The 19,343-nt window shown below is 38.7% G+C and carries 18 protein-coding genes and 7 tRNA genes; 2 read left to right on the plus strand and 23 right to left on the minus strand.

All coding sequences use genetic code 11. The features are described 5' to 3' along the window. Positions 1 to 92: 92 nt before the first annotated feature. Positions 93 to 2,027, plus strand: a complete 1,935-nt coding sequence (locus tag EDX97_RS11030; protein WP_183164352.1) for a BglG family transcription antiterminator — start codon at positions 93 to 95, stop codon at positions 2,025 to 2,027. 34 nt (positions 2,028 to 2,061) lie between these two features. Here the strand turns inward: EDX97_RS11030 and EDX97_RS11035 are convergent, their stop codons facing one another. The 8 genes from EDX97_RS11035 to EDX97_RS11070 form a co-directional block, all read right to left on the minus strand. Then, a complete protein-coding gene (locus EDX97_RS11035) occupies positions 2,062 to 3,369 on the minus strand; it encodes an MFS transporter (RefSeq protein ID WP_128521216.1) in 1,308 nt (435 codons plus the stop codon). Between the two features lie 225 nt (positions 3,370 to 3,594). Then, positions 3,595 to 3,670 (minus strand) — tRNA-Phe (locus EDX97_RS11040). Positions 3,671 to 3,673: 3 nt separating this feature from the next. Continuing rightward, a tRNA-Met gene (locus tag EDX97_RS11045) sits at positions 3,674 to 3,750 on the minus strand. 10 nt (positions 3,751 to 3,760) lie between these two features. Beyond that, positions 3,761 to 3,851 (minus strand) — tRNA-Ser (locus EDX97_RS11050). Between the two features lie 20 nt (positions 3,852 to 3,871). After that, positions 3,872 to 3,948: transfer RNA gene (locus EDX97_RS11055), tRNA-Ile, on the minus strand. Between the two features lie 12 nt (positions 3,949 to 3,960). Further along, positions 3,961 to 4,037: transfer RNA gene (locus tag EDX97_RS11060), tRNA-Met, on the minus strand. A gap of 15 nt (positions 4,038 to 4,052) precedes the next feature. Next, positions 4,053 to 4,129 (minus strand) — tRNA-Pro (locus tag EDX97_RS11065). An 18-nt stretch (positions 4,130 to 4,147) separates the two neighbouring features. Further along, positions 4,148 to 4,224, minus strand: a tRNA-Arg gene (locus EDX97_RS11070). Positions 4,225 to 4,491: 267 nt separating this feature from the next. On the opposite strand from EDX97_RS11070, the gene EDX97_RS11075 reads away from it, so the two are divergent. Continuing rightward, the gene (locus EDX97_RS11075) at positions 4,492 to 7,113 is read left to right on the plus strand and encodes a cation-translocating P-type ATPase (RefSeq protein ID WP_128521217.1); all 2,622 of its coding nucleotides are present in this window, start codon (positions 4,492 to 4,494) and stop codon (positions 7,111 to 7,113) included. Positions 7,114 to 7,135: 22 nt separating this feature from the next. Here the strand turns inward: EDX97_RS11075 and EDX97_RS11080 are convergent, their stop codons facing one another. The 15 genes from EDX97_RS11080 to EDX97_RS11150 all read right to left on the minus strand — a co-directional run bounded on the left by EDX97_RS11080 (position 7,136) and on the right by EDX97_RS11150 (position 19,209). After that, positions 7,136 to 7,627 (minus strand): dCTP deaminase/dUTPase family protein, encoded by a 492-nt coding sequence (locus EDX97_RS11080; RefSeq protein ID WP_128521218.1) that lies wholly within the window; start codon positions 7,625 to 7,627, stop codon positions 7,136 to 7,138. Beyond that, positions 7,620 to 8,096: a DNA-deoxyinosine glycosylase gene (locus EDX97_RS11085; RefSeq protein ID WP_128521219.1), complete on the minus strand. Its 477-nt coding sequence runs from the start codon at positions 8,094 to 8,096 to the stop codon at positions 7,620 to 7,622. The genes EDX97_RS11080 and EDX97_RS11085 overlap by 8 nt, the downstream gene beginning before the upstream one ends. Continuing rightward, complete coding sequence (rimO, locus tag EDX97_RS11090) at positions 8,084 to 9,385, minus strand: 30S ribosomal protein S12 methylthiotransferase RimO (RefSeq protein ID WP_128521220.1); 1,302 nt, start codon at positions 9,383 to 9,385, stop codon at positions 8,084 to 8,086. The genes EDX97_RS11085 and rimO overlap by 13 nt, the downstream gene beginning before the upstream one ends. Next, complete coding sequence (locus EDX97_RS11095) at positions 9,386 to 10,315, minus strand: 3'-5' exoribonuclease YhaM family protein (protein ID WP_128521221.1); 930 nt, start codon at positions 10,313 to 10,315, stop codon at positions 9,386 to 9,388. It lies immediately after the preceding gene. Further along, a complete protein-coding gene (locus EDX97_RS11100; RefSeq protein WP_128521222.1) occupies positions 10,308 to 12,284 on the minus strand; it encodes a glycosyltransferase in 1,977 nt (658 codons plus the stop codon). Before EDX97_RS11100 ends, EDX97_RS11095 begins: the two co-directional genes overlap by 8 nt. Continuing rightward, on the minus strand, positions 12,284 to 13,315 hold the full coding sequence (locus EDX97_RS11105) for a lysylphosphatidylglycerol synthase transmembrane domain-containing protein (protein WP_128521223.1): 1,032 nt from the start codon (positions 13,313 to 13,315) through the stop codon (positions 12,284 to 12,286). Before EDX97_RS11105 ends, EDX97_RS11100 begins: the two co-directional genes overlap by 1 nt. Positions 13,316 to 13,323: 8 nt before the next feature. Then, complete coding sequence (locus tag EDX97_RS11110; RefSeq protein WP_128521224.1) at positions 13,324 to 14,361, minus strand: glycosyltransferase family 4 protein; 1,038 nt, start codon at positions 14,359 to 14,361, stop codon at positions 13,324 to 13,326. A gap of 79 nt (positions 14,362 to 14,440) precedes the next feature. Beyond that, on the minus strand, positions 14,441 to 14,770 hold the full coding sequence (locus EDX97_RS11115) for a hypothetical protein (protein ID WP_128521225.1): 330 nt from the start codon (positions 14,768 to 14,770) through the stop codon (positions 14,441 to 14,443). 66 nt (positions 14,771 to 14,836) lie between these two features. Beyond that, positions 14,837 to 15,661: a PTS system mannose/fructose/sorbose family transporter subunit IID gene (locus EDX97_RS11120; RefSeq protein WP_128521226.1), complete on the minus strand. Its 825-nt coding sequence runs from the start codon at positions 15,659 to 15,661 to the stop codon at positions 14,837 to 14,839. A gap of 2 nt (positions 15,662 to 15,663) precedes the next feature. Beyond that, the gene (locus EDX97_RS11125; RefSeq protein ID WP_128521227.1) at positions 15,664 to 16,512 is read right to left on the minus strand and encodes a PTS sugar transporter subunit IIC; all 849 of its coding nucleotides are present in this window, start codon (positions 16,510 to 16,512) and stop codon (positions 15,664 to 15,666) included. Positions 16,513 to 16,575: 63 nt separating this feature from the next. Continuing rightward, the gene (locus EDX97_RS11130; protein ID WP_128521228.1) at positions 16,576 to 17,067 is read right to left on the minus strand and encodes a PTS sugar transporter subunit IIB; all 492 of its coding nucleotides are present in this window, start codon (positions 17,065 to 17,067) and stop codon (positions 16,576 to 16,578) included. Between the two features lie 65 nt (positions 17,068 to 17,132). Continuing rightward, positions 17,133 to 17,564, minus strand: a complete 432-nt coding sequence (locus EDX97_RS11135; protein WP_128521229.1) for a PTS sugar transporter subunit IIA — start codon at positions 17,562 to 17,564, stop codon at positions 17,133 to 17,135. Between the two features lie 127 nt (positions 17,565 to 17,691). Next, complete coding sequence (locus EDX97_RS11140; protein WP_128521230.1) at positions 17,692 to 18,450, minus strand: DeoR/GlpR family DNA-binding transcription regulator; 759 nt, start codon at positions 18,448 to 18,450, stop codon at positions 17,692 to 17,694. Positions 18,451 to 18,592: 142 nt separating this feature from the next. After that, a complete protein-coding gene (locus EDX97_RS11145; RefSeq protein WP_148039813.1) occupies positions 18,593 to 18,940 on the minus strand; it encodes a DeoR/GlpR family DNA-binding transcription regulator in 348 nt (115 codons plus the stop codon). Positions 18,941 to 18,972: 32 nt separating this feature from the next. Continuing rightward, on the minus strand, positions 18,973 to 19,209 hold the full coding sequence (locus tag EDX97_RS11150; protein WP_128521232.1) for a DeoR family transcriptional regulator: 237 nt from the start codon (positions 19,207 to 19,209) through the stop codon (positions 18,973 to 18,975). Positions 19,210 to 19,343 lie beyond the last annotated feature (134 nt).

Here is a 19,343-nt window from a genome sequence, read left to right on the forward strand (position 1 = left end):
TTCCGCTCGAAAGAGGAAATAGGAATTGATTTGCCTATCATTTACAAATGATACAATTCATGTATATCATTATTAAGAAGGAGTGCGTATTCATGAAGGAATTAAATTTAACTTTACGACAGCGACAAATTCTGAATTATCTACATAATACGGATGGATATGTCACTGGTTCACAGTTATCCAAATGGTTGCATGTATCATCAAGAACCATACGAAACGATATTTCTTCAATCAATGAAATGTTGGAAGGATCCCATACAACAATCATTTCAAAACATAGTTATGGATATCATTTGCAATCGACCAATTCCGAAGATCTACGTGAATTGACACAAACCAGTACCTCCTTTATTTTTAAAACCGATCGTATTCGTCATATCGTATTGTGTTTGTGTGAAGCTGAAAAACCAATGAATTTATATGAATTAGCTGATGAAATGTATATTAGTAAGACGACGTTAGATTCCGATATCCGTTCGTTTAAAGAAGAGTATATTGATCCCTTTTCCATTCAGATGACGATCAATCGAAGCTTTGTACAGATTGAACCAAACGAAAGAAAACGAAGAAGATTGTTACTGCATTTGTATTCTCAAGGTTGGGATTATAATCATCGATCCAATACCTATTATAAGAATGAATTGATTTCCGAAAAACTCATCAATCGTTGTATCATGGCTATTCTTTATACGATGGATTGCTTCAATATTCGTATGGAAGATGTGAATTTAGTCCATTTGATCTTAACAATTGCGATATCTATCCATAGAATGGATGAGGGGCATGTTTTACAAGATGTGCGTTCACCCATCTATGAGAAGCCTATAGCGGTCCAATTTGTCGATGAAGTCTTAGCATTTTTGCATGATCAGTGGGATCAAGAATTTCCGAAAGCTGAACGTGTTGAAATGTATGAATTGGTTTCTTGTAGTTTGATACCTGATATTGACTATGCAACATCGCATGACGCATCAAGTTATGTGGATCAGAAAAGCATTCGCTTGACCAATCAATATTTAAATGCTATTAAAGAAAAATTCCATTTTGATTTTTTTGACAATGAAGACTTTTATCAAACGCTACTTTACTACTTTTATTATTTGAGTTTACCATCGCATAACTTAAATTATGACAACGTGATTCGGAATACTTCACAACAAAAGCTATCTTTCGAAATGGAAGTTGCCTATACGGTGCAACCCTTTGCCAAAGAAACGTATGGTCGTTATTTGGATTCCCTTGAATTATTATATTTAAGTATCATGATTTCAGGAGCTTTTGTTCATTTGAAACATAAAAAAATGCGAACTGTTATTCTTTCGCACTTGAATATGCCTGCAGCCTGGAACATTCGTATGCAGGTGGAACATCAATTTCCCGATCATATCCATGTGACAAATTTAGTACCAGTGTATATGAAAGATAGTTTTGATTTTTCATCGACTGACCTTGTTTTAACGACAGTGCGTAAACAAATTGTTTCGGATCAAAACATAAGTGTCATTCATATTAATCCTTATTTGGATGAAAAAGATATTCATGCCATCGATCAATTGATCAAACAGAAACAATATGAGTTCTTATACCAGAAGGATTTTCCTTCTTTGTTGCACTATTTCGATGAAGCCGACTGGGAAGAAAAAGCGAATGACACGGATTTTAATGATTTATTAAAAAGAGTCTTAACTTCTTTAAAACAAAAAGACATCATTGATGATGCCTTTGTATCTGATGTTTTATGTCGGGAACAAATTACAGGGTTTGCGAATCGTCCGGTCTACACTTTAGTTTATTTATCGGTGCCAGCCAAACAAACTCATATTTCAATTACCACATTGAATCATCGCATCAAATGCAATGATCAAAAAATTCGTATGCTCATCGTTTTAGCTTTATCCAAAGAAGATACGGGACTTTTATATAAATTTCAAAATGAATTATATTATACTGACTGGGATCCGAATGCATCGCGTTTTTTTAAAACGAAAATTGAATTTATGTCATTTTTTCAGTCTGTATTAAAATAGGTTCTCTAATTGTTGTTTAGAGAACCTTTCTTTTTTATTTATCTTGTTGTTGCATCAATTCTGGATGTTTTAGTTTATCCCATTTTCCCTCTTCGGTAAACGCTACGATAAAGATATCAATCACAAATAAGATAATATAAATGATATAAGCTTTTGTCAGACTTCCAGTTGCTTGCATAACAAATGCATTGACTGCAAAATTCAAACAACCTATACAGTAGTTTACTGGGAAAATAAAGCCATTCACGGTCGGATAGTCCAATACGCCAAAGATTGAAGCGGGGAAAGACAAAGACATATTTGTACTTCCGCCCAAGCAGAAACCAATGATCGCAATAGAAATGTATACAAATGGTTTGCCCCAAGTACCAAATAAATTAAATAGAATGCCAATCGCAAATGTTGCACAATAAATCATACAAGCCTTTTTAGTACCAAGTTTCGTATCAATGAAACCAATTGTATAACTACCAATGATTCCTACCAATCCAGCAATGGTCATTGCCCCAACTGCTTCGGCTTGCGTTAATCCTAAGGAAACATTTCTTGGCACCAATTGAGTAACAATTCCCAATAATCCTAATGTGATGAATCCTGGCACAATGGCTGCCAACCACGCTTCTTTACAGCGAATGATCTTGCCAATAGTCCAATCACTTTTATATTCTTGTCGATTTTCTAATGGTTTATAGTCTTTTTCATATTCTTCTTTTGTCACATTATCTGGATACATGCCTGCGTCTTTTGGATCATCACGCAAAGTAATATAGGCAAATATAGCTAATACAATGGCAGCCCATCCAAATACGGATAAACTCGTTTTATACATACCCATGGTCAATAATGTTGTCATCAATGGAGCTAAAATTGCTGTACCAATGTTGGCACCAATCGTACTAATACCATTGACAACACCTCGTTTTTTTGGAAACCAATCCGATTGCATTGGACCTGTACACAAATAGAAACATCCTTGTCCGCAGCTGACCATAATACATTGGGAAATCGCATACATAAGAATGTTGCTAGCACGTAAGAACAAGAAATTAAATGTTAAACCAAAAATGATAAACAAGGCAGTGCACATTACCCGACCACCGAAGCGATCACGTAATTTGGCAATAAAGAACATCATGGCAACGCCAACAAATCCAGCAATCGTTCCCATGCTCAAACATAAATTATAATCAAGTCCTGCTCCTTTTGAAATTTCTGGAAGCGCAATGTTTAATCCGTCATTGACACCTGCATTTGTAATCAGCATGGCCAAGATACAGAAAATCATTAGGTTCCATCCTTTTCCAAGGCGTAAACTCTCTCTGATAGTTAATTTTTTCTCCATATTTTCTCCTTTATCCATGGAATTTTCATAATTATTGAGCTCTTTTTTTACAGTTCCTATCTTACTTTTTAATGTAAGCGCTGTCATTCTAAAAATTTCCACATTGTAAAGGAAAATTGTTATAAAATTCTTCGAATATTTAATATTTATGATTGTTTATATTCGTTTATTTGTCTTTTCATTAAAAAAGTCCCTAGATAAAATCTAGGGACAATCTCTGATGAATGGTGGTCTCAGCCGGAATCGAACCAGCGACACAAGGATTTTCAGTCCTTTGCTCTACCGACTGAGCTATGAGACCACATGGTTGCGGGAGAAGGATTTGAACCAACGACCTCCGGGTTATGAGCCCGACGAGCTACCAGACTGCTCTATCCCGCGATGTGACAAATGGCGGAGAAGCTGGGATTCGAACCCAGGCGCCGCGCGAACGACCTACCGGTTTTCAAGACCGGACCCTTCAACCACTTGGGTACTTCTCCAAGGAGATTCTTTTGTATATTGGTGGACCCTGTAGGACTCGAACCTACGACCCGCCGGTTATGAGCCGGATGCTCTGACCAACTGAGCTAAGGGTCCAATTCAACTCGTTGGTGGCTGAGGTGAGACTCGAACTCACGACCTTCCGGGTATGAACCGGATGCTCTAGCCAACTAAGCTACCCAGCCAAAAGTTTAAATAAATGGTCGGGACGGCAGGATTTGAACCTGTGACCCCTTGATCCCAAATCAAGTGCACTACCAAGCTGTGCTACGTCCCGATACTTACTAAAAATAAATGGCGCGCCCAGTAGGAGTCGAACCCGCAACCTTTTGATCCGTAGTCAAACGCTCTATCCAATTGAGCTATGGGCGCATATTTGAATTTTTTTCACACTTATCAGTGCCTTAATAATATAACATAGCCTTCTTATGATTGCAAATATTTTTTATAAAAACTTTTCATTGCAATCCATTTTGAATTGTGTTTCAATGAAAATGAAATAGGGAGTAACCAGCAGAATCTGCACTTATGGCGTCAACCACGAAATTTTATTTCCGCTGTAAGTTTAAATGGTGAGACTATTGTATATCTTTTTTGGTATGCAATAGTCTCACCATTTTTTATTAAGGAGGTACACATATGAAAGACGTTTACTTAAAGACAAAAGGTGAAATTGAAAAAGCGCTTGATTCTAGTCCCCAAGGTTTGACGACCACAGAAGCCAATTCCCGTTTTCAAAAGTTTGGCCCCAATGCCTTGGAAGAAACCAAGAAACAAACGACCCTCCAGGTCTTTCTATCGCAATTCAAAGATTTGATGGTCATCATCTTGATCATTGCTGCTTTGATTTCCGCTTCAATGGGTGATGCGGAAAGTACGATCGTTATTCTGGTCGTCCTTATATTAAATGCGGTTTTAGGCACGATTCAACACATCAAAGCAGAAAAATCTTTGGCCTCCCTCCGTTCCTTATCTAGTCCCAGTGCCAAAGTCTTACGCGATGGGCAATTGATTGAGATTCCATCCACACAAGTTGTACCCGGTGATATCATGAATATTGAAGCCGGTGATATGGTTGTTGCGGATGGACGCATCCTAGACCTCTATTCCCTTCAAGTGAATGAATCTTCCTTGACCGGTGAATCCACCAATGTGGACAAAGCCGATGTCGAATTTGATCATGAAGTTCCTCTTGGTGATCGCTTAAATATGGTCTATTCTGGATCGTTAGTCACCTATGGTCGAGCAACAATCTTAGTGACTGGCACAGGCATGGAAACGGAAATTGGTAAAATTGCTTCTTTGATGAATGCCACCAAAGAAAAACGAACCCCACTTCAAGTGACTTTGGATGATTTTTCTTCCAAACTGGCCATCGTGATCATGATCATCTGTGCCATCATCTTTGGCATGCAGATCGTACGTGGTCAACCATTGATGGATGCCTTATTATTTGCGGTGGCATTGGCCGTGGCTGCCATTCCGGAAGCACTCAGTTCCATCGTTACCATTGTCCAAGCAATGGGTACCCAACGCATGGCCAAAGAAAATGCAATCATCAAAAATTTAGCCGCTGTTGAATCCCTTGGTTCTGTATCCGTTATTTGTTCCGATAAAACCGGTACCCTCACCCAAAATAAGATGACAGTGGAAGATATTTATGTAGGTGATGAAACCTATACATCAAAAACATTAGATCTTCACAATCAACTGCATCGTTATCTATTGTATGATGCCGTATTGAATAACGATTCCTCATTGGTCGATGGCAAAGGAATCGGCGATCCAACCGAATATGCCTTATTGGAAATGTATCGAAAAGTACCTGGTATTCAAGTTGATGAAGATACGATTTCGTTAACAGAAAATCAATTACGTGATGCCTTAGAACGAATGGAAGAAGTCCCCTTTGATTCGGATCGTAAACTGATGAGTACCCAATATAAGATTCATGGCATTACGACAACATTCACCAAAGGGGCCGTAGATGTTTTATTGGATCGTTGCCAATCCATTCGTTTGGATGATGGCATTCATCCCATGACACCCGCTCGCAAACAAAAAATCCTGGATAAGAATCAAGAATTCTCGGCTTCGGGTTTACGTGTTCTTGCCTTTGCCTACAAAGAAGGCGATGAATCACTTTCCAAAGATACCGAGTATGGCTTTACGTTCTTGGGTTTGATTTCCGAAATGGATCCACCTCGTCAAGAATCCATCGATGCGGTGACACAAGCCAAAAAAGCCGGCATTCGTACCATCATGATCACAGGGGATCATAAAGTAACGGCAACGGCTATTGCTCGTCGTATTGGTATCTTTGAAGATGGGGATCTAGCCGTAACCGGTTTAGAACTGGATGCCATGAGTGAAGCCGAATTGGATCAAAACATCGAAAAAATTTCGGTATATGCTCGTGTATCGCCAGAAAATAAGATTCGTATCGTAGAAGCTTGGCAGAAAAAAGGACGAATCGTATCGATGACGGGGGATGGTGTTAACGATGCACCTGCCTTAAAGAAAGCCGATATTGGCGTAGCCATGGGTATTACGGGTACCGAAGTATCCAAAGATGCGGCCAGCATGATCTTAGCGGATGATAATTTTGCGACCATCATCAAAGCGGTAGCGAATGGCCGTACCATTTATGAAAATATCAAGAATGCAATCCTATATTTATTATCCGGTAATTTATCCGCTATCATTACGGTTGTGTATGCCTCAATCTTCGCTTTACCCGTACCATTTAAAGCCGTTCAATTGCTCTTTATCAATTTAGTAACCGATTCTCTACCCGCTTTAGCCATTGGTATGGAACCTGGTGCAAAAGATATTCTTGATCGAAAACCACGAGATCCCAAAGCTGGATTTATGGATCAACCTTTTATCCAAAAATTCAGTTTACAAGGTGCTTTGATTGCGATCGGTGTGATTTTTGCTTATCAAATGGGTCTACAAACCAACCCGAATGTCGCTTGTACTATGGCTTTTTCCACATTAACACTGGCTCGTTTATTTCATGGCTTCAACTGCCGGAATGAACACAGTATCTTCCGATTGGGCTTCAAACGCAACTGGTACAGTTTGTATGCCTTCTTGTTGGGTGTTTGTTTCTTAAGTTTGATTTTGTTTGTACCAAGTTTACACAATCTATTCTCAGTAACGCCATTAACAATGCAGCAAATCGTATCCATTGGCGGCTTGGCCATCTTGCCAACAATCATCATTCAACTGGGTAAGATTATTAGAGAACAAAAATAAAGGGATGATTTGAAACATCCCTTTATTTATTGGAACTACCCAATCTTCCATCCATACGTTCCGATTGCATGGCTTGAAGATCTGCTAGATCAATTTCTTCACTTTCTAATTGTGGCATCACGACCAATACACCTTGACACACCGCTTTTTCATAGGGATACACAATGTATTCCTCCGAATCAAATTGATCAGCGACCGCTTTTTTCGCAATGACTACTGGTTTATCATTCACATTCGTGATAGGAGCCATATATTCACTGCGATAGCCTGAATCAATGACACCAGCTCGTTGAGCCATACCTTTGGTTCCCGTCGATCCTCTTTCTTTTAAGACCATGACATAATCGGCATCAAAAGCACTGGCTACCCCTAATGGAACCAATTTTGTATGTGCCGGTGCAATTTCTAAATACTCTTCTTCAAAGCATGGATATAAATCATATCCTGCATCTTCCAACCGTTTGGTCGGAATGATGGCTTCCTTTTTCACTCTTGCCCAATATAATTTACTCATTTTTTAACCACTTTCCATATTCTTTTACTAACGCATCCAAAGACCAACGGGCATTGGCCGCTGAAGTCGATGGACACTTGATACACTGTATTTGTGGATACGTCTTCTTCATGGTTTGATAACTGACATTGCCATTGCATACAATCGTTTCAATCGATGGATTCGCTTTTAAAAACGCAGGAATATCGTTTGGTTCAATGGCTTTGATGGAAGCATCCGCAGAGCCTTCTCGTTGACAAGAACGACAAGTATCCCATAGTGCAATCGCATGATCGGCTAAGATTTGTTTCTTATCTTCTAGGGTATCGATGGGTTGTTGATAAATCTGTGCCAACACTTTCCAAAACCGATTGGAAGGATGGGCATAATGATAGCCCTTGGCCAAACTTTCGACACTCGCAATCGAACCTAAGATCAATATCCGATCCTGACCATGAACGACTTGTCCCAATCCTTCTATTCTTGACATACGCCCATCAAATCATAGTCGCGTGCATCGGTTACTTTCACTCGCACAAAACTGCCCATGGGGATGTCTTTATCGGCTGTAAAGATGACTTGACCATCCACTTCATCCGGGGCATCCGCTTGGGATCGACCACGATAACGCCCCGTTAGCGCTTCTTGTTCTTCCACCAAGACTTCAACGGTAGAACCAATTTTTGCTTGGTTCTTTTCAAACGAAATTTGTTCCTGTACCTGCATCAATTGAGCGAGTCTTTCATCCATAATTTCTTGTGGAACTTGACCATCCATATCATAGGCTGGCGTATCTTCTTCTTGAGAATAGGTAAATGCACCCATGCGATCCCATTGGATTTCTTTCACAAAATCCATCATCTCATCAAAATCTTCTTGGGTCTCCCCTGGGAAACCAACGATCAATGTTGTTCGTAATGTCGCATTTGGAAACATCTTACGAATCTTATCCGTAATGGCCTTGACTTCTTCATGAGAAGATCGACGATTCATTCGCTTCAACATACGGGTGGATGCATGTTGGGTTGGAATATCAAAATAAGGAACCACTTTTTTACTTTCCTTCATCGCATCCAAAACATCATCCACAATTTCATCTGTATACATATATAAAATACGAATCCAGTGGAATCCCGGAATTTGATTGATGGCACGAATCAAATCACCCAGTTTGTATTCCCCATAATTATCCAAACCATATTTTGTGGTATCTTGCGCAATTAAGGTCAATTCTTTGACGCCAATGGAAGCTAAGAACGCAGCTTCTTTCACAATGTCTTCGATCGTTCGTGATTTTTGTTCCCCACGAATCAATGGAATCGCACAATATGCACAATGATTGGAACAACCATCACTGATCTTGATGTAAGCTTGCCAAGGATTGCCTGTCAATACGCGCTCACTCTTTGAAATTAGGGATTGATCGCCTTCCCCTAATAATGGACGTAGACGATCGGCTAATTTATCATAGTCACGAATGGGAATGATGGCATCGACTTCAGGAATTTCTTGTTCTAAGGCTTCTTGATAGCGTTGAGCCAAACACCCACATACGATCAATTTTTTTAATCCCTTTTCTTTATATTTTGCCATCTCAAAAATCGTTTGGATGGATTCTTCTTTGGCCGAAGCAATAAAGCCACATGTATTCACAACAATCGCTTCCGCTTGTTTCGGATCCGGTACGATTTCATGGCCTTCACTTTTCAACATGGCCATCATATTTTCGGAATCAATCAGATTTTTGGCACATCCCAATGATACAAATCCAATTTTCATTTATTTGTCATCCTTTCTACGATAGATCATGCGTCCTTCGAGGGCAAATACACGCGGACCAAATTTACCTGGTTCCGTTGTTTCTTGACTGGCACGCATCATAAACAAGCGTGCATCCAAATCATCAATGATCGATAACACTTCCGCTTCCGGAATCATTGGACTAACAGGTGATCCAAATTCTTGTTTCCCATGATGCGATAAAATCATATGTTTCAACAATAATATCGATTCTTCGTTTTCTTTTCCGAATTCATGAGCCACTTCATCAATGCAACAATTCATGATGCTGATATGTCCCAATAAGTTTCCTTGGGCTGTATATTCCGGTAAGACGGGATCGGAAAATTCAATGATCTTGCCTACATCGTGAAGGAGTGTACCACTAATCAATAAATCACGATCTAAATATGGATATTGTTTCGCAATATGATCGGCTAAGCGCGCCATGCTTAAAGAATGGTACGCTAATCCACCGACAAAATTATGATGATTCCGAGTTGCCGCTGGATAGGTATAGTAATCCTTTTGGTAGCGAGAAATAATCGTTTCTGTGACAAGTTTTAATGTTTCGTCTTTCATAGAAACAATGTATTGATGAACTTCTCGTTGCATTTCATTGGCTTTCATTGGGGCTTGGCGAACATAGTCAGTAATATTTTCTTCGGGGTGTTCAATTAATCTTTGCACTCGAAATTGTAAGGCATTTCGATATAAGATCACATCGCCCATGGCTTCTACGACCATGCCGACTTTATATTGGTTGGCTTGTTCTTCGGTCAGATTCCAAAATTTGGCATCTATGACCCCACTCGCATCTTCTAAAATCATATTTAAATAAGGGGTTCCCTTATTGGTTTTACTTTGATCACATTTGGAAATCATACACATGATCTTGTATTTTCCTGCATCTTTTATATCTTTAATCATTTATTTCCTCCAAGGCATTTTCAATTTGCGAAGATGTAAATCCTCTTCGCATACAATATAAACGCACTTTCTGTAATTTTTCATTGTCATCTAATGGTTTATTGCCATATAGGCGTTGTGCTTTGGCAACCGCTTGTTTTAAGGCTTCGTTTTCATCCGTATCAATTTCAATCGACTCTCCAACGCGATGCGCAATATCAACCGAATATCCTTTCTTGATCAATTTATTGATCAGGCTTTGCCGCATCATGCGTTCCGATTGGGCTTTGATACCTTTTAATAAGCGCTTGGCCATTTCGGTGGCATTGATTTCTTCATCGGTATCGGATAGTTGGTCCAAAGCTTGTTCCAATAATTCGCCATGAATACCGGCTTTTTCCAATTTCTTTCGGATCATAAGCTTATTTTGGCCATAACTATGCCAAACCAAAGCTTTTTCCATCGCATATTGATGATCATTGATCAAGCGAGCATCTTCAAAGTTTCGAACGATCGAACGACTGGTTTGGGCATCTAAGTTCAAGCGTCTTTGACAATACTGTAAAATTTCATAGCTGGAATAATCTGCTTTGGATAGATGTCGTTGGACTTTTATGACTGCTTCATAATAGCCTTGCATATTGACATAATTTTCTACTGTATAAGCGTCTAAAATCGTATTGACTGAAATTTTCAAGTCAAAGAAATCATCATCTGGAATTTTAATCTTAATGCTTTCTTCATCGTGTTTGCGTTTTACGGTGAGTTGGACAAAGTCACTCTGTAAGAAATCAATTTTGATGACTTGATAGGCCATATGATAGTCATCCATCGCTTGTTGGTAAACGGCTAAGACTTTTTGGGCAAATAATTCGGTATCATAGTCTTTGGTCTTAGCTTCACAGAGTGGTGTCATTGCTTTGCGTCTTTCTTCCGATTGACTAAAGAAAACTTCCCATTTTTGAGCCAATTCATTGGCATCGTCAAAATAATAGCCAGTAACGCCTTCATCAATGAGGCCGTCCAATACTTCATCCCGACGGCCAAATACAGGCAGTCCCGTGGCCAAGGCTTCTAGATACGTCATTCCTTGGGTTTCGGATAAAGAAGCGGATACAAAACAATCAAAGGCTGCATAATAATAGGGGATTTTTTCTTTGGCAATCTTGCCGGTAAAGTGAATGCGATTCGAAACGCCATATTGATCGGCTAATTCATGATAATATTTTTCATCGGTTCCTGCTCCCACGATCACCAATTCCAACAAGGGATCTTTGGAGATGGATAAAGCTTCGATTGGCATTTCAATACATTTTTCTTTGGCAATACGACCAACAAAAACAACCGCATGGTGATCTTCGGGAATATGTACAGATTTTCGTACGGCTTTCACTTTTTCTGGGTCTAGATTGGAAATCTTATATTCACTGAGATCAATGCCTGTAGGGACAATATAGATTGGTGTCGTTACCCCATAGGAAAGTAAGGCTTTCTTCGTTTTATTGCTGGGGGCTATGACGGCCATTGGGCCATTGCCGGCTACTTTGGATAAAAAGCGAACGATTCGCTTAGTGGTATGATCGACGGATTCAATTTCTCTAGGATTGACATAGTGCACATAATCTTCATACAAGGTATGGTATGTATAGACGAGGGGAATATTATATTTTTTTGCCATTTGGCGTGCAAAAAGACCAATACCAATTTCGGTATGTACATGAATGATATCCAGATTCATTTTGCGGATATAGTTTTCACCCATGACTTGAATGGGACTGGAAATTTTATAGCCATACATCTTTTTCCATTCGATGCCTGGTAAATGGAGAATATGATTTTCTTCATCGTATTCTATATTCATTCCTTTATGGTTTGAAATCACAAAAACGGTGTGTCCTAGTTTTTCTAAGGCGGCTTTTAACGTCGCTACACTAGAGACAACACCATTGATATCGGGTAAATAAGCATCGGAAAATAGACCTATTCGCATTAGGATACCTCCTTTTTCGCTTGTCGATCATAATAGCTGCGCATAATGATAAAAATAAAGGCACCAATGAAAACGACAACATGATAGGTAGAGAATCGCCATAAGATCATAACGGCTCCGGTTAGGGATCCCATTAATCCTCGGAATAATAAGGTAAAGACGACTTCGGTCCCTCCACTAGCGCCGGGAATGGGAATAAAACTATTGGCGATGATCACAAAACTGGAGAGCGCAATCACATCTAATAATTTACTCATCGGGATTTGAATATGCAAGGCCAACGCAATCGCAAATGGCAAGGAATATAAAAGGGTCAAACGAACCAAATTGATGAATGTACAAAGGATGATGCGTCGTTTATCTTGGGACAGAGCTTTGGCTTCTTTGGTGAATTGGGTCACTTGAATGGTCCAAGAATCAACGATGTGATCTGGATCTTTGATAAATTTAAACCGTCCCATGAATTTCGCTAATTTTCCGGTCAGCCGAATATAAACTTTCGGAAATAGCGCAATCGTATAAAGCACAATGATAACGGCTAGATTGATCAAATACCCTAAAAAAATGATGCGAAACCAGCCACTTTGACTTCGATAATAGGCATATCGTAAGATAAAGAGAATGGTCACATAAATCATCATCGTGGTTTGATAGATAATAAAATCCGCCCATAGAATACTGGCAGAATCACTGACTTTGATGCCTTGTTTCTTCATGATATAGACTTGGCCAAATTGTCCACCGGTACTACTTGGCGTAATTCCCGCAAAAAAAGCTCCAACAAATGCGACCGCAATGCCATCTTTAATTGAATATTTCGGAATATATTTTCTGCCTAATACCACATAGACAAATCCCCACACGATTGTAAAGAGGGCACCCCAAAAAAGCACGACCAATAGAGATAGGATATTCATGGATAGAATGGCATGAACGATGGTATTAAAATTATCTTTCAGGGCAAAGTATAGGGCAATCACTGTAATAGCTAAAACCAAAACAATGTTCCATACATATTTTTGATTTTTCATAGTCGCTCCTATTTATGATGTTTTTCTGCATATGCATCGAGATAAAATTTACGCCACATATCTAATACATGTTCTTTTGAATAGTAGTCACTGATGGCTTGCGAATCCGCTTGTGCACTTCGATAAATAGCGGGTTCATCATGTAAATTACGCAGTAATTGAGCAAATGTGTCATTATCATTGCCACGTAAATAATGGTCAAATAAGATGTCTTTGTATAAATCCAAATCACGCAAGACTAATGGAATGTTTAAATTCACAGCTTCTAAAATGGTCATTGGGAATAATTCATTATAACTTGGCATGAAAAGAACATCGGCCATATTATAGAGATCCACCATTTCTTCTCGAGGGACAATGCCTAAGAAATGTACATTTTTTGGTGGATTTTCTTGTACTTTCTTCAATTCTTCATAGCCATCGGTAATTTTTCCAAATGAAAAACCGCCTGCCCAAACAAATTGAAACTCTGGACACTTTTTTGCCACATCGACAAAGTCTAAAACACCTTTACGGGTTTGTACTTGTCCGGCATCAAACACAATAAAATCATTGGGACCAAAGCCATATTTTTTTCGAATCGAATTTCTTTGTTCTTCTGATTTTGAATAAAATTGTTCTTTGGATACAAAGTTTGGAATGTAGTAAATCTTTTTACGATCAATGCCATAAGCGATCAAATCATCAATAAAGCTTGGATTGACAACGACTAGTCGATCGGCACTTTTATAGAATTGGACCACGTATTTACTAAATACCTTAAACGCAACCCCAGGTAATTGGAGACTACCTTCCAATGTATCAGGTAAAAAATGACAATAGGCAATATTGACACAACGATGATCGTGCATCTTCACAAAGAATTGCGGATCAACTGTATGGAAATGTTGAATATCACTTCGATGTTTCCAATCGTTGATTCGGACATCAAAAAGGTCGGATGCGCCTTCTTTTACTAAGCGAACTTGTTCTTTATAGGCACTGCCTACACCTTGTCCAGCCACTTTATCGGCACTGGAATACATCGTAATGGATAATTTTTTCATATATGCACCTTCTAGGCACTATTATATCAATACCTTATTCGTATAGTCAAAAAAAGACATAGCTCGTGCTATGTCATCACTATTTCTCTTCTTTTCCTTGATACAAATCAATTTTTGCGAGCAAGCCCCGTCGTCCATTTCGATACGATATAAACGATAAGATCATCAATACCACAAAAACAATGGTACCAATCAAGCCAATCCATCGAAAGACGACTTTTAGACCAGGACTGATATTTGGTAGGAATGCATCATTTGTGATGTAAGCACCCCAGATATATAAAATGACGAATATAACTAATAAGATCGTTTCCCATCGAATAATTCTACGAACACGTTTTAACATGGCATTTTCTTGATCAATGATCGTTGCCAATTGTTCTCTTTCTTTATGTGATAACTTACTCATTTGATCACTCCTTTACTTAAGAAAAAAAGCAGAGGCTAAAGCCTCCGCTTTGCATATCGTTAAAGATTAACCTAATACGCCGATAACAGATCCAACGAATCCGATGACAACGAACAACAATAATACTTTAACTGCAGACATACCTTTCTTAGCTTGTAAGAACCATGCTAATAATACGAATGCGCAAGTCAATAGTTTAGGGAACGCACCATCCAAACGAGAGATCAATGTTACATCAGCACCAGTAGAGTCTTTTGCGATGACTAATGGAGATGATACAGTTACCCAAGAAGCAGCCATAGCACCTACGATTACTTGACCTAAAACCAATATAGATTCACGGAAAGCAGTCGCTTTATCACCAACTAATACATCGACAGCAGAACCACCAAGTTCATAACCTTTCTTGAAGATGAATTTTTCAAACAAGATTTCAGTTACATTCCAAACAACGATATAGAATAGAGGACCAATTGGAGATCCACCTTCAGCTAATCCTAATGCGATACCAAGTAAGATAGGGATATATGTACCAACGATCAAAGAATCACCGATACCGGCAAGAGGTCCCATCAAACCTGCACGAATAGAGTTAATAAATTCATCATCGATTTCTTCAGCACCGTTTGCACGAGCTTCTTCCAAACCACAAGTAATACCAACAACGATACCACCGATTTGTGGTTCGGTATTGAAGAATGGAGTATAAGCTTGCATAGCCTTTACTTGATCATCATGATTTGGGTAAAGTTCTTTAATTGGAGCAAGCATAGCCCACATGTAACCAAATGTCTGCATGTGTTCTTGAGAGAAACATGTTAAGTTTCCATACCACCAACGCCAGAATGTAGTATTTAACGTCTTTTCAGAGAGTTTTTTCTTTTCAGCCATGATTAAATATCCTCCTCATCGTCGTCATCCATACCACCAGCACCAGCGCCAGCATTTAACAATTCAATCTTATTCATAGCCATCTTGTAATCGATCAATGCGAATACACCACCGATTGCAGTTGCTGCCAACAATGTTAATCCCATAGAAGCTGCCATTGCGAATCCGAACATGAAGTAGATCAAGTCAGAGTTCTTAGTGATTACAGACTTCAACAAGATAGAGATACCTACAGCTGGTAAAATAGCACCGACTGTTAAGATAGCTTTTACATACCATACAGAAGTATTTAAGTTGTTGAATACTTCTTCTACGGCTCCTGAACCATAGTAGCAAAGTAATGTAACAGGGATAAATGAAATAACGATGTTAGTGATCCAAGGCAGTACGGCATCAACTTTACCAACGCATTCAATGTTTCCTTTTTCAATTTGAGCCCAGCCCCAGTGTTGCCAGATCAAATTCATCATTGCTGTTAAATAGAACAATGTGATACCGATAACACCAGTCATGGCAGAGATTGAAGATGCCAAACCTTGTGCATCTTTTCCACCAAAATCCATACCTGCAGCACGTGCACCTACATATGCCAATGGAATACCAATATAAGAAACGGCACGCAAGTCAGATGCAACGGTTCCACCTGGAGTAACCAACGCAATCCACATAACTTGCATAGGCATTGCGATCAAGATACATCCACGAAGATCTCCGAAGACGATACCCAATAGCAAACCAGCAACTAGCGGACGGTTTAACGTATAGTTACCGATTGTAGTACCGGCCATGGCAGGTGTAGAAGCAGCTAACATACTTAAAATACCAATAATAATAGCTTGAAATAAAGTCATAACTCTTCTCTCCTTTAAACCTTATTTTTATTTATCTAAATGCTTACTAGAAGCTGCCTTCTTCTAGTAACCAAATTTAGATCTGAATTTGTCCCAAGTACCAATAGAAGATTCTTTAACCAATGCAAATTCAACTTCATAACCAGCTTGTGTGATGGCTTCCAATGCATCGGCTTCTTCTTGTGTGATACTTTGGTTGTTACCAAGCTTTGTAGCACCTGGACGATCATTACATGGTCCAATGATGATACGTTTTACATTACTTGGTACGAATTTGTTGTCGACTAAGATCTTTTTCATATCGATAGGGTTCTTAGTGATCAAGAAGTATTGTTTTTTAGACTTCAATACTTTTTCTTGGACATCCAAGAAATGTTGCATTGTCCAAACAAAGACTTTCTTATCAGTACTTGCTTGGAAAGATTTTTTCAAAACAGGCGTAGTAGCAGCTTTGTCATTAACTGCAATAATACCGTCACAAGGATATTCTTTTGACCATCTTGTAACTACTTGACCGTGGATAATACGGTCATCCACACGTACGAAACTAATCATTATATTATTCCTCCTTTAGTTTCTATCCCGACATTCGAATATTATAATGAATGTCTAAAGCTTTTTTAAATATCGTCGTCTGCGTCTTCGTCGTCTTCAACTGTGAAGCGAGTCAATCCAGAACGACCTTCACTCAACAATGTTTCTGCCAAAGCATCGAAATCATCAAAGTTGTCTTTCATCAAAACAGCTGTGATAGCCATTGGCATATTCATTCCGGCCAATACCAATGTATTTCCTAGCAAGCCACGTTCAGAAAGTACATTCAATGCGTTCGTGAATGGAGATCCACTCAAGATATCCGCTAATAAGATAATTTGATCATCATCCTTGATATCCTTTGTTAGAGTCTTGAAGTTTTCTGCAAACTCATCAGCACTCATTCCGTCTTTCAAACTTGTTGAAAGTACATCATCACGATCACCAGTCATCATTTTGACAGCTGAATGTAAACCAGGTGCAAATTCACCATGACTTACCATAATTACATATTTCATTGTTTCGTCCTCCGTCTTTTTACTTCTTCATGTTAGCACGGTTTGTAAGCTCTTTCAATCTTTTGTTCACATAATTTACCATAATTTTATATACCAATTATATATACCATGTATGCCGACAAAAATATTAAGAAACTTCGATAATTTCGGGTATTTCTTTCACGATTTCTTTATCACTTTCCGAAGCGTGATTGGTCACTAATGTATCTATATCTCGAAAATTACAGAACGCAAAAGAAGCTTTCTTTTTAAATTTCGAACTGTCCATTGCTACGATCGATTTTTTTGACTGAGCAATGACATGTTTTTTAATATTAATTTCATTGTAAGAAAGAATGGTGAAACCATGTGCATTCGCAATGCCATCACTACCAAGTAAAGCTACATCGAAAGTGATTTCATCAACGGCTTCAACAACGCGATGGCCATGGGTTCGTAAACCAATATTGGTAACAGGTCCACCCAAAAAGATCGTATTGATGTCCATCAACGCAGTTTGATAGGCTACAGGAATACTATTGGTCACAACAGTGATGCCATGTTTGGTTGCTAAAACAGGTACCCCAAGCAAAACGGTTGAACCAGAATCTAAAAAGATCACTTGATTATCTTCGACCAAATGCATAGCTCGAATACCAACGGCTTTTCGATCGGTTTCATTTTCTTTTTCTCGCCATTGAAGAGGCGATTCTTCCAATTCGGAAAGACTGTGCGCATATCCATGTTCACGAACAACTCGTCGTTGTTTTTCCAAATCCACTAAATCCGTACGTAACGTTTCCGTGGTCACATGAAGTTGATCCGCTAGATCCTTGATGCGCATGCGACCATTATCAACTAATAACTGATAAATCTGATTCTGCCGCACTTCTTTTTTCTTTGCCATTTCTGTCTCTCCCTTTGCAAAGCAAAATTATTATATCATTTTTTCTTATTATGCCAAATTTTTTCGAAAATTTATTCCACTTCAATGATTTCTGGAATATCTTTTATCCATTCACGTTCTTTTTCCGTCAGTGTATTGGTAACTAAAATATCCACATTCTGCATATCACAAAATGTATACGCGCCCTTTTATAAAGCTTCGAACAATCCATGACCACGACTGATTTCTTGAATCGCGTCATGACACGCTTCTTAATTTCTATTTCATCATAGGAATAAATAGTAAATCCATTCGGAATGTCCATACCATCGGTACTCAAGAAAACAAAATCAAAATCCATGGTGTCAATGATTTCAGTTACTCGATGACCATTGATACGCAAACTTTCATTTTTAACCGGTCCTTCGCATAATATCGTTTGGATATCCATCAAACCCGTTTCATACGCAACAGGAATACTATCTGTCACAACCGTAATGTCTTGTTTCATGGCCAATACGGGTACACCAAAAAGCAACTGAATCAATAAAAAACGTTTGATGATCTTGTACCATCTGCATAGCTCGTATTCCCACTTTTTTTGCGATCAGCTTCATTATCTTTTTCACGCAATTTCAATGGCAATTCCTTCAAATTGGTCAGACTCTGTACATACCCATGATTTCGTATGATCCGCTTTTGTTTCTCCATTTCAACCAAATCCATTTGCAATGTTTCATTGCTCAAATGAAATTGTTCCGCAATATCTCGCGTACGCATGGTCCCTCTCTCAACCAATCATTGATAAATCTGATTTTGGCGTATTTCTTTTTTCTTCATAACTTTTACCAAGAAATGTTCATATTTTTTTATTATACCAACTTTTTCTTATTGTTTTTGGAAATTCAGAAATA

Source organism: Absicoccus porci (assembly GCF_003725415.1).
Taxonomy (GTDB): Bacteria; Bacillota_I; Bacilli_A; order Erysipelotrichales; family Erysipelotrichaceae; genus Absicoccus; species Absicoccus porci.

Coding starts and splice junctions, on each gene's coding strand:
- EDX97_RS11150 (WP_128521232.1), bottom strand. CDS start 19,209: ATGCGTACGCGAGATATTGCGGAACAATTTCATTTGAGCAATGAAACA.
- EDX97_RS11035 (WP_128521216.1), bottom strand. CDS start 3,369: ATGGAGAAAAAATTAACTATCAGAGAGAGTTTACGCCTTGGAAAAGGA.
- EDX97_RS11085 (WP_128521219.1), bottom strand. CDS start 8,096: ATGTCAAGAATAGAAGGATTGGGACAAGTCGTTCATGGTCAGGATCGG.
- EDX97_RS11095 (WP_128521221.1), bottom strand. CDS start 10,315: ATGATTAAAGATATAAAAGATGCAGGAAAATACAAGATCATGTGTATG.
- EDX97_RS11140 (WP_128521230.1), bottom strand. CDS start 18,450: ATGGCAAAGAAAAAAGAAGTGCGGCAGAATCAGATTTATCAGTTATTA.
- EDX97_RS11075 (WP_128521217.1), top strand. CDS start 4,492: ATGAAAGACGTTTACTTAAAGACAAAAGGTGAAATTGAAAAAGCGCTT.
- EDX97_RS11115 (WP_128521225.1), bottom strand. CDS start 14,770: ATGAGTAAGTTATCACATAAAGAAAGAGAACAATTGGCAACGATCATT.
- EDX97_RS11105 (WP_128521223.1), bottom strand. CDS start 13,315: ATGAAAAATCAAAAATATGTATGGAACATTGTTTTGGTTTTAGCTATT.
- EDX97_RS11120 (WP_128521226.1), bottom strand. CDS start 15,661: ATGGCTGAAAAGAAAAAACTCTCTGAAAAGACGTTAAATACTACATTC.
- EDX97_RS11110 (WP_128521224.1), bottom strand. CDS start 14,361: ATGAAAAAATTATCCATTACGATGTATTCCAGTGCCGATAAAGTGGCT.
- EDX97_RS11100 (WP_128521222.1), bottom strand. CDS start 12,284: ATGCGAATAGGTCTATTTTCCGATGCTTATTTACCCGATATCAATGGT.
- EDX97_RS11030 (WP_183164352.1), top strand. CDS start 93: ATGAAGGAATTAAATTTAACTTTACGACAGCGACAAATTCTGAATTAT.
- EDX97_RS11080 (WP_128521218.1), bottom strand. CDS start 7,627: ATGAGTAAATTATATTGGGCAAGAGTGAAAAAGGAAGCCATCATTCCG.
- EDX97_RS11145 (WP_148039813.1), bottom strand. CDS start 18,940: ATGAAACAAGACATTACGGTTGTGACAGATAGTATTCCTGTTGCGTAT.
- EDX97_RS11125 (WP_128521227.1), bottom strand. CDS start 16,512: ATGACTTTATTTCAAGCTATTATTATTGGTATTTTAAGTATGTTAGCT.
- EDX97_RS11130 (WP_128521228.1), bottom strand. CDS start 17,067: ATGATTAGTTTCGTACGTGTGGATGACCGTATTATCCACGGTCAAGTA.
- EDX97_RS11135 (WP_128521229.1), bottom strand. CDS start 17,564: ATGAAATATGTAATTATGGTAAGTCATGGTGAATTTGCACCTGGTTTA.
- rimO (WP_128521220.1), bottom strand. CDS start 9,385: ATGAAAATTGGATTTGTATCATTGGGATGTGCCAAAAATCTGATTGAT.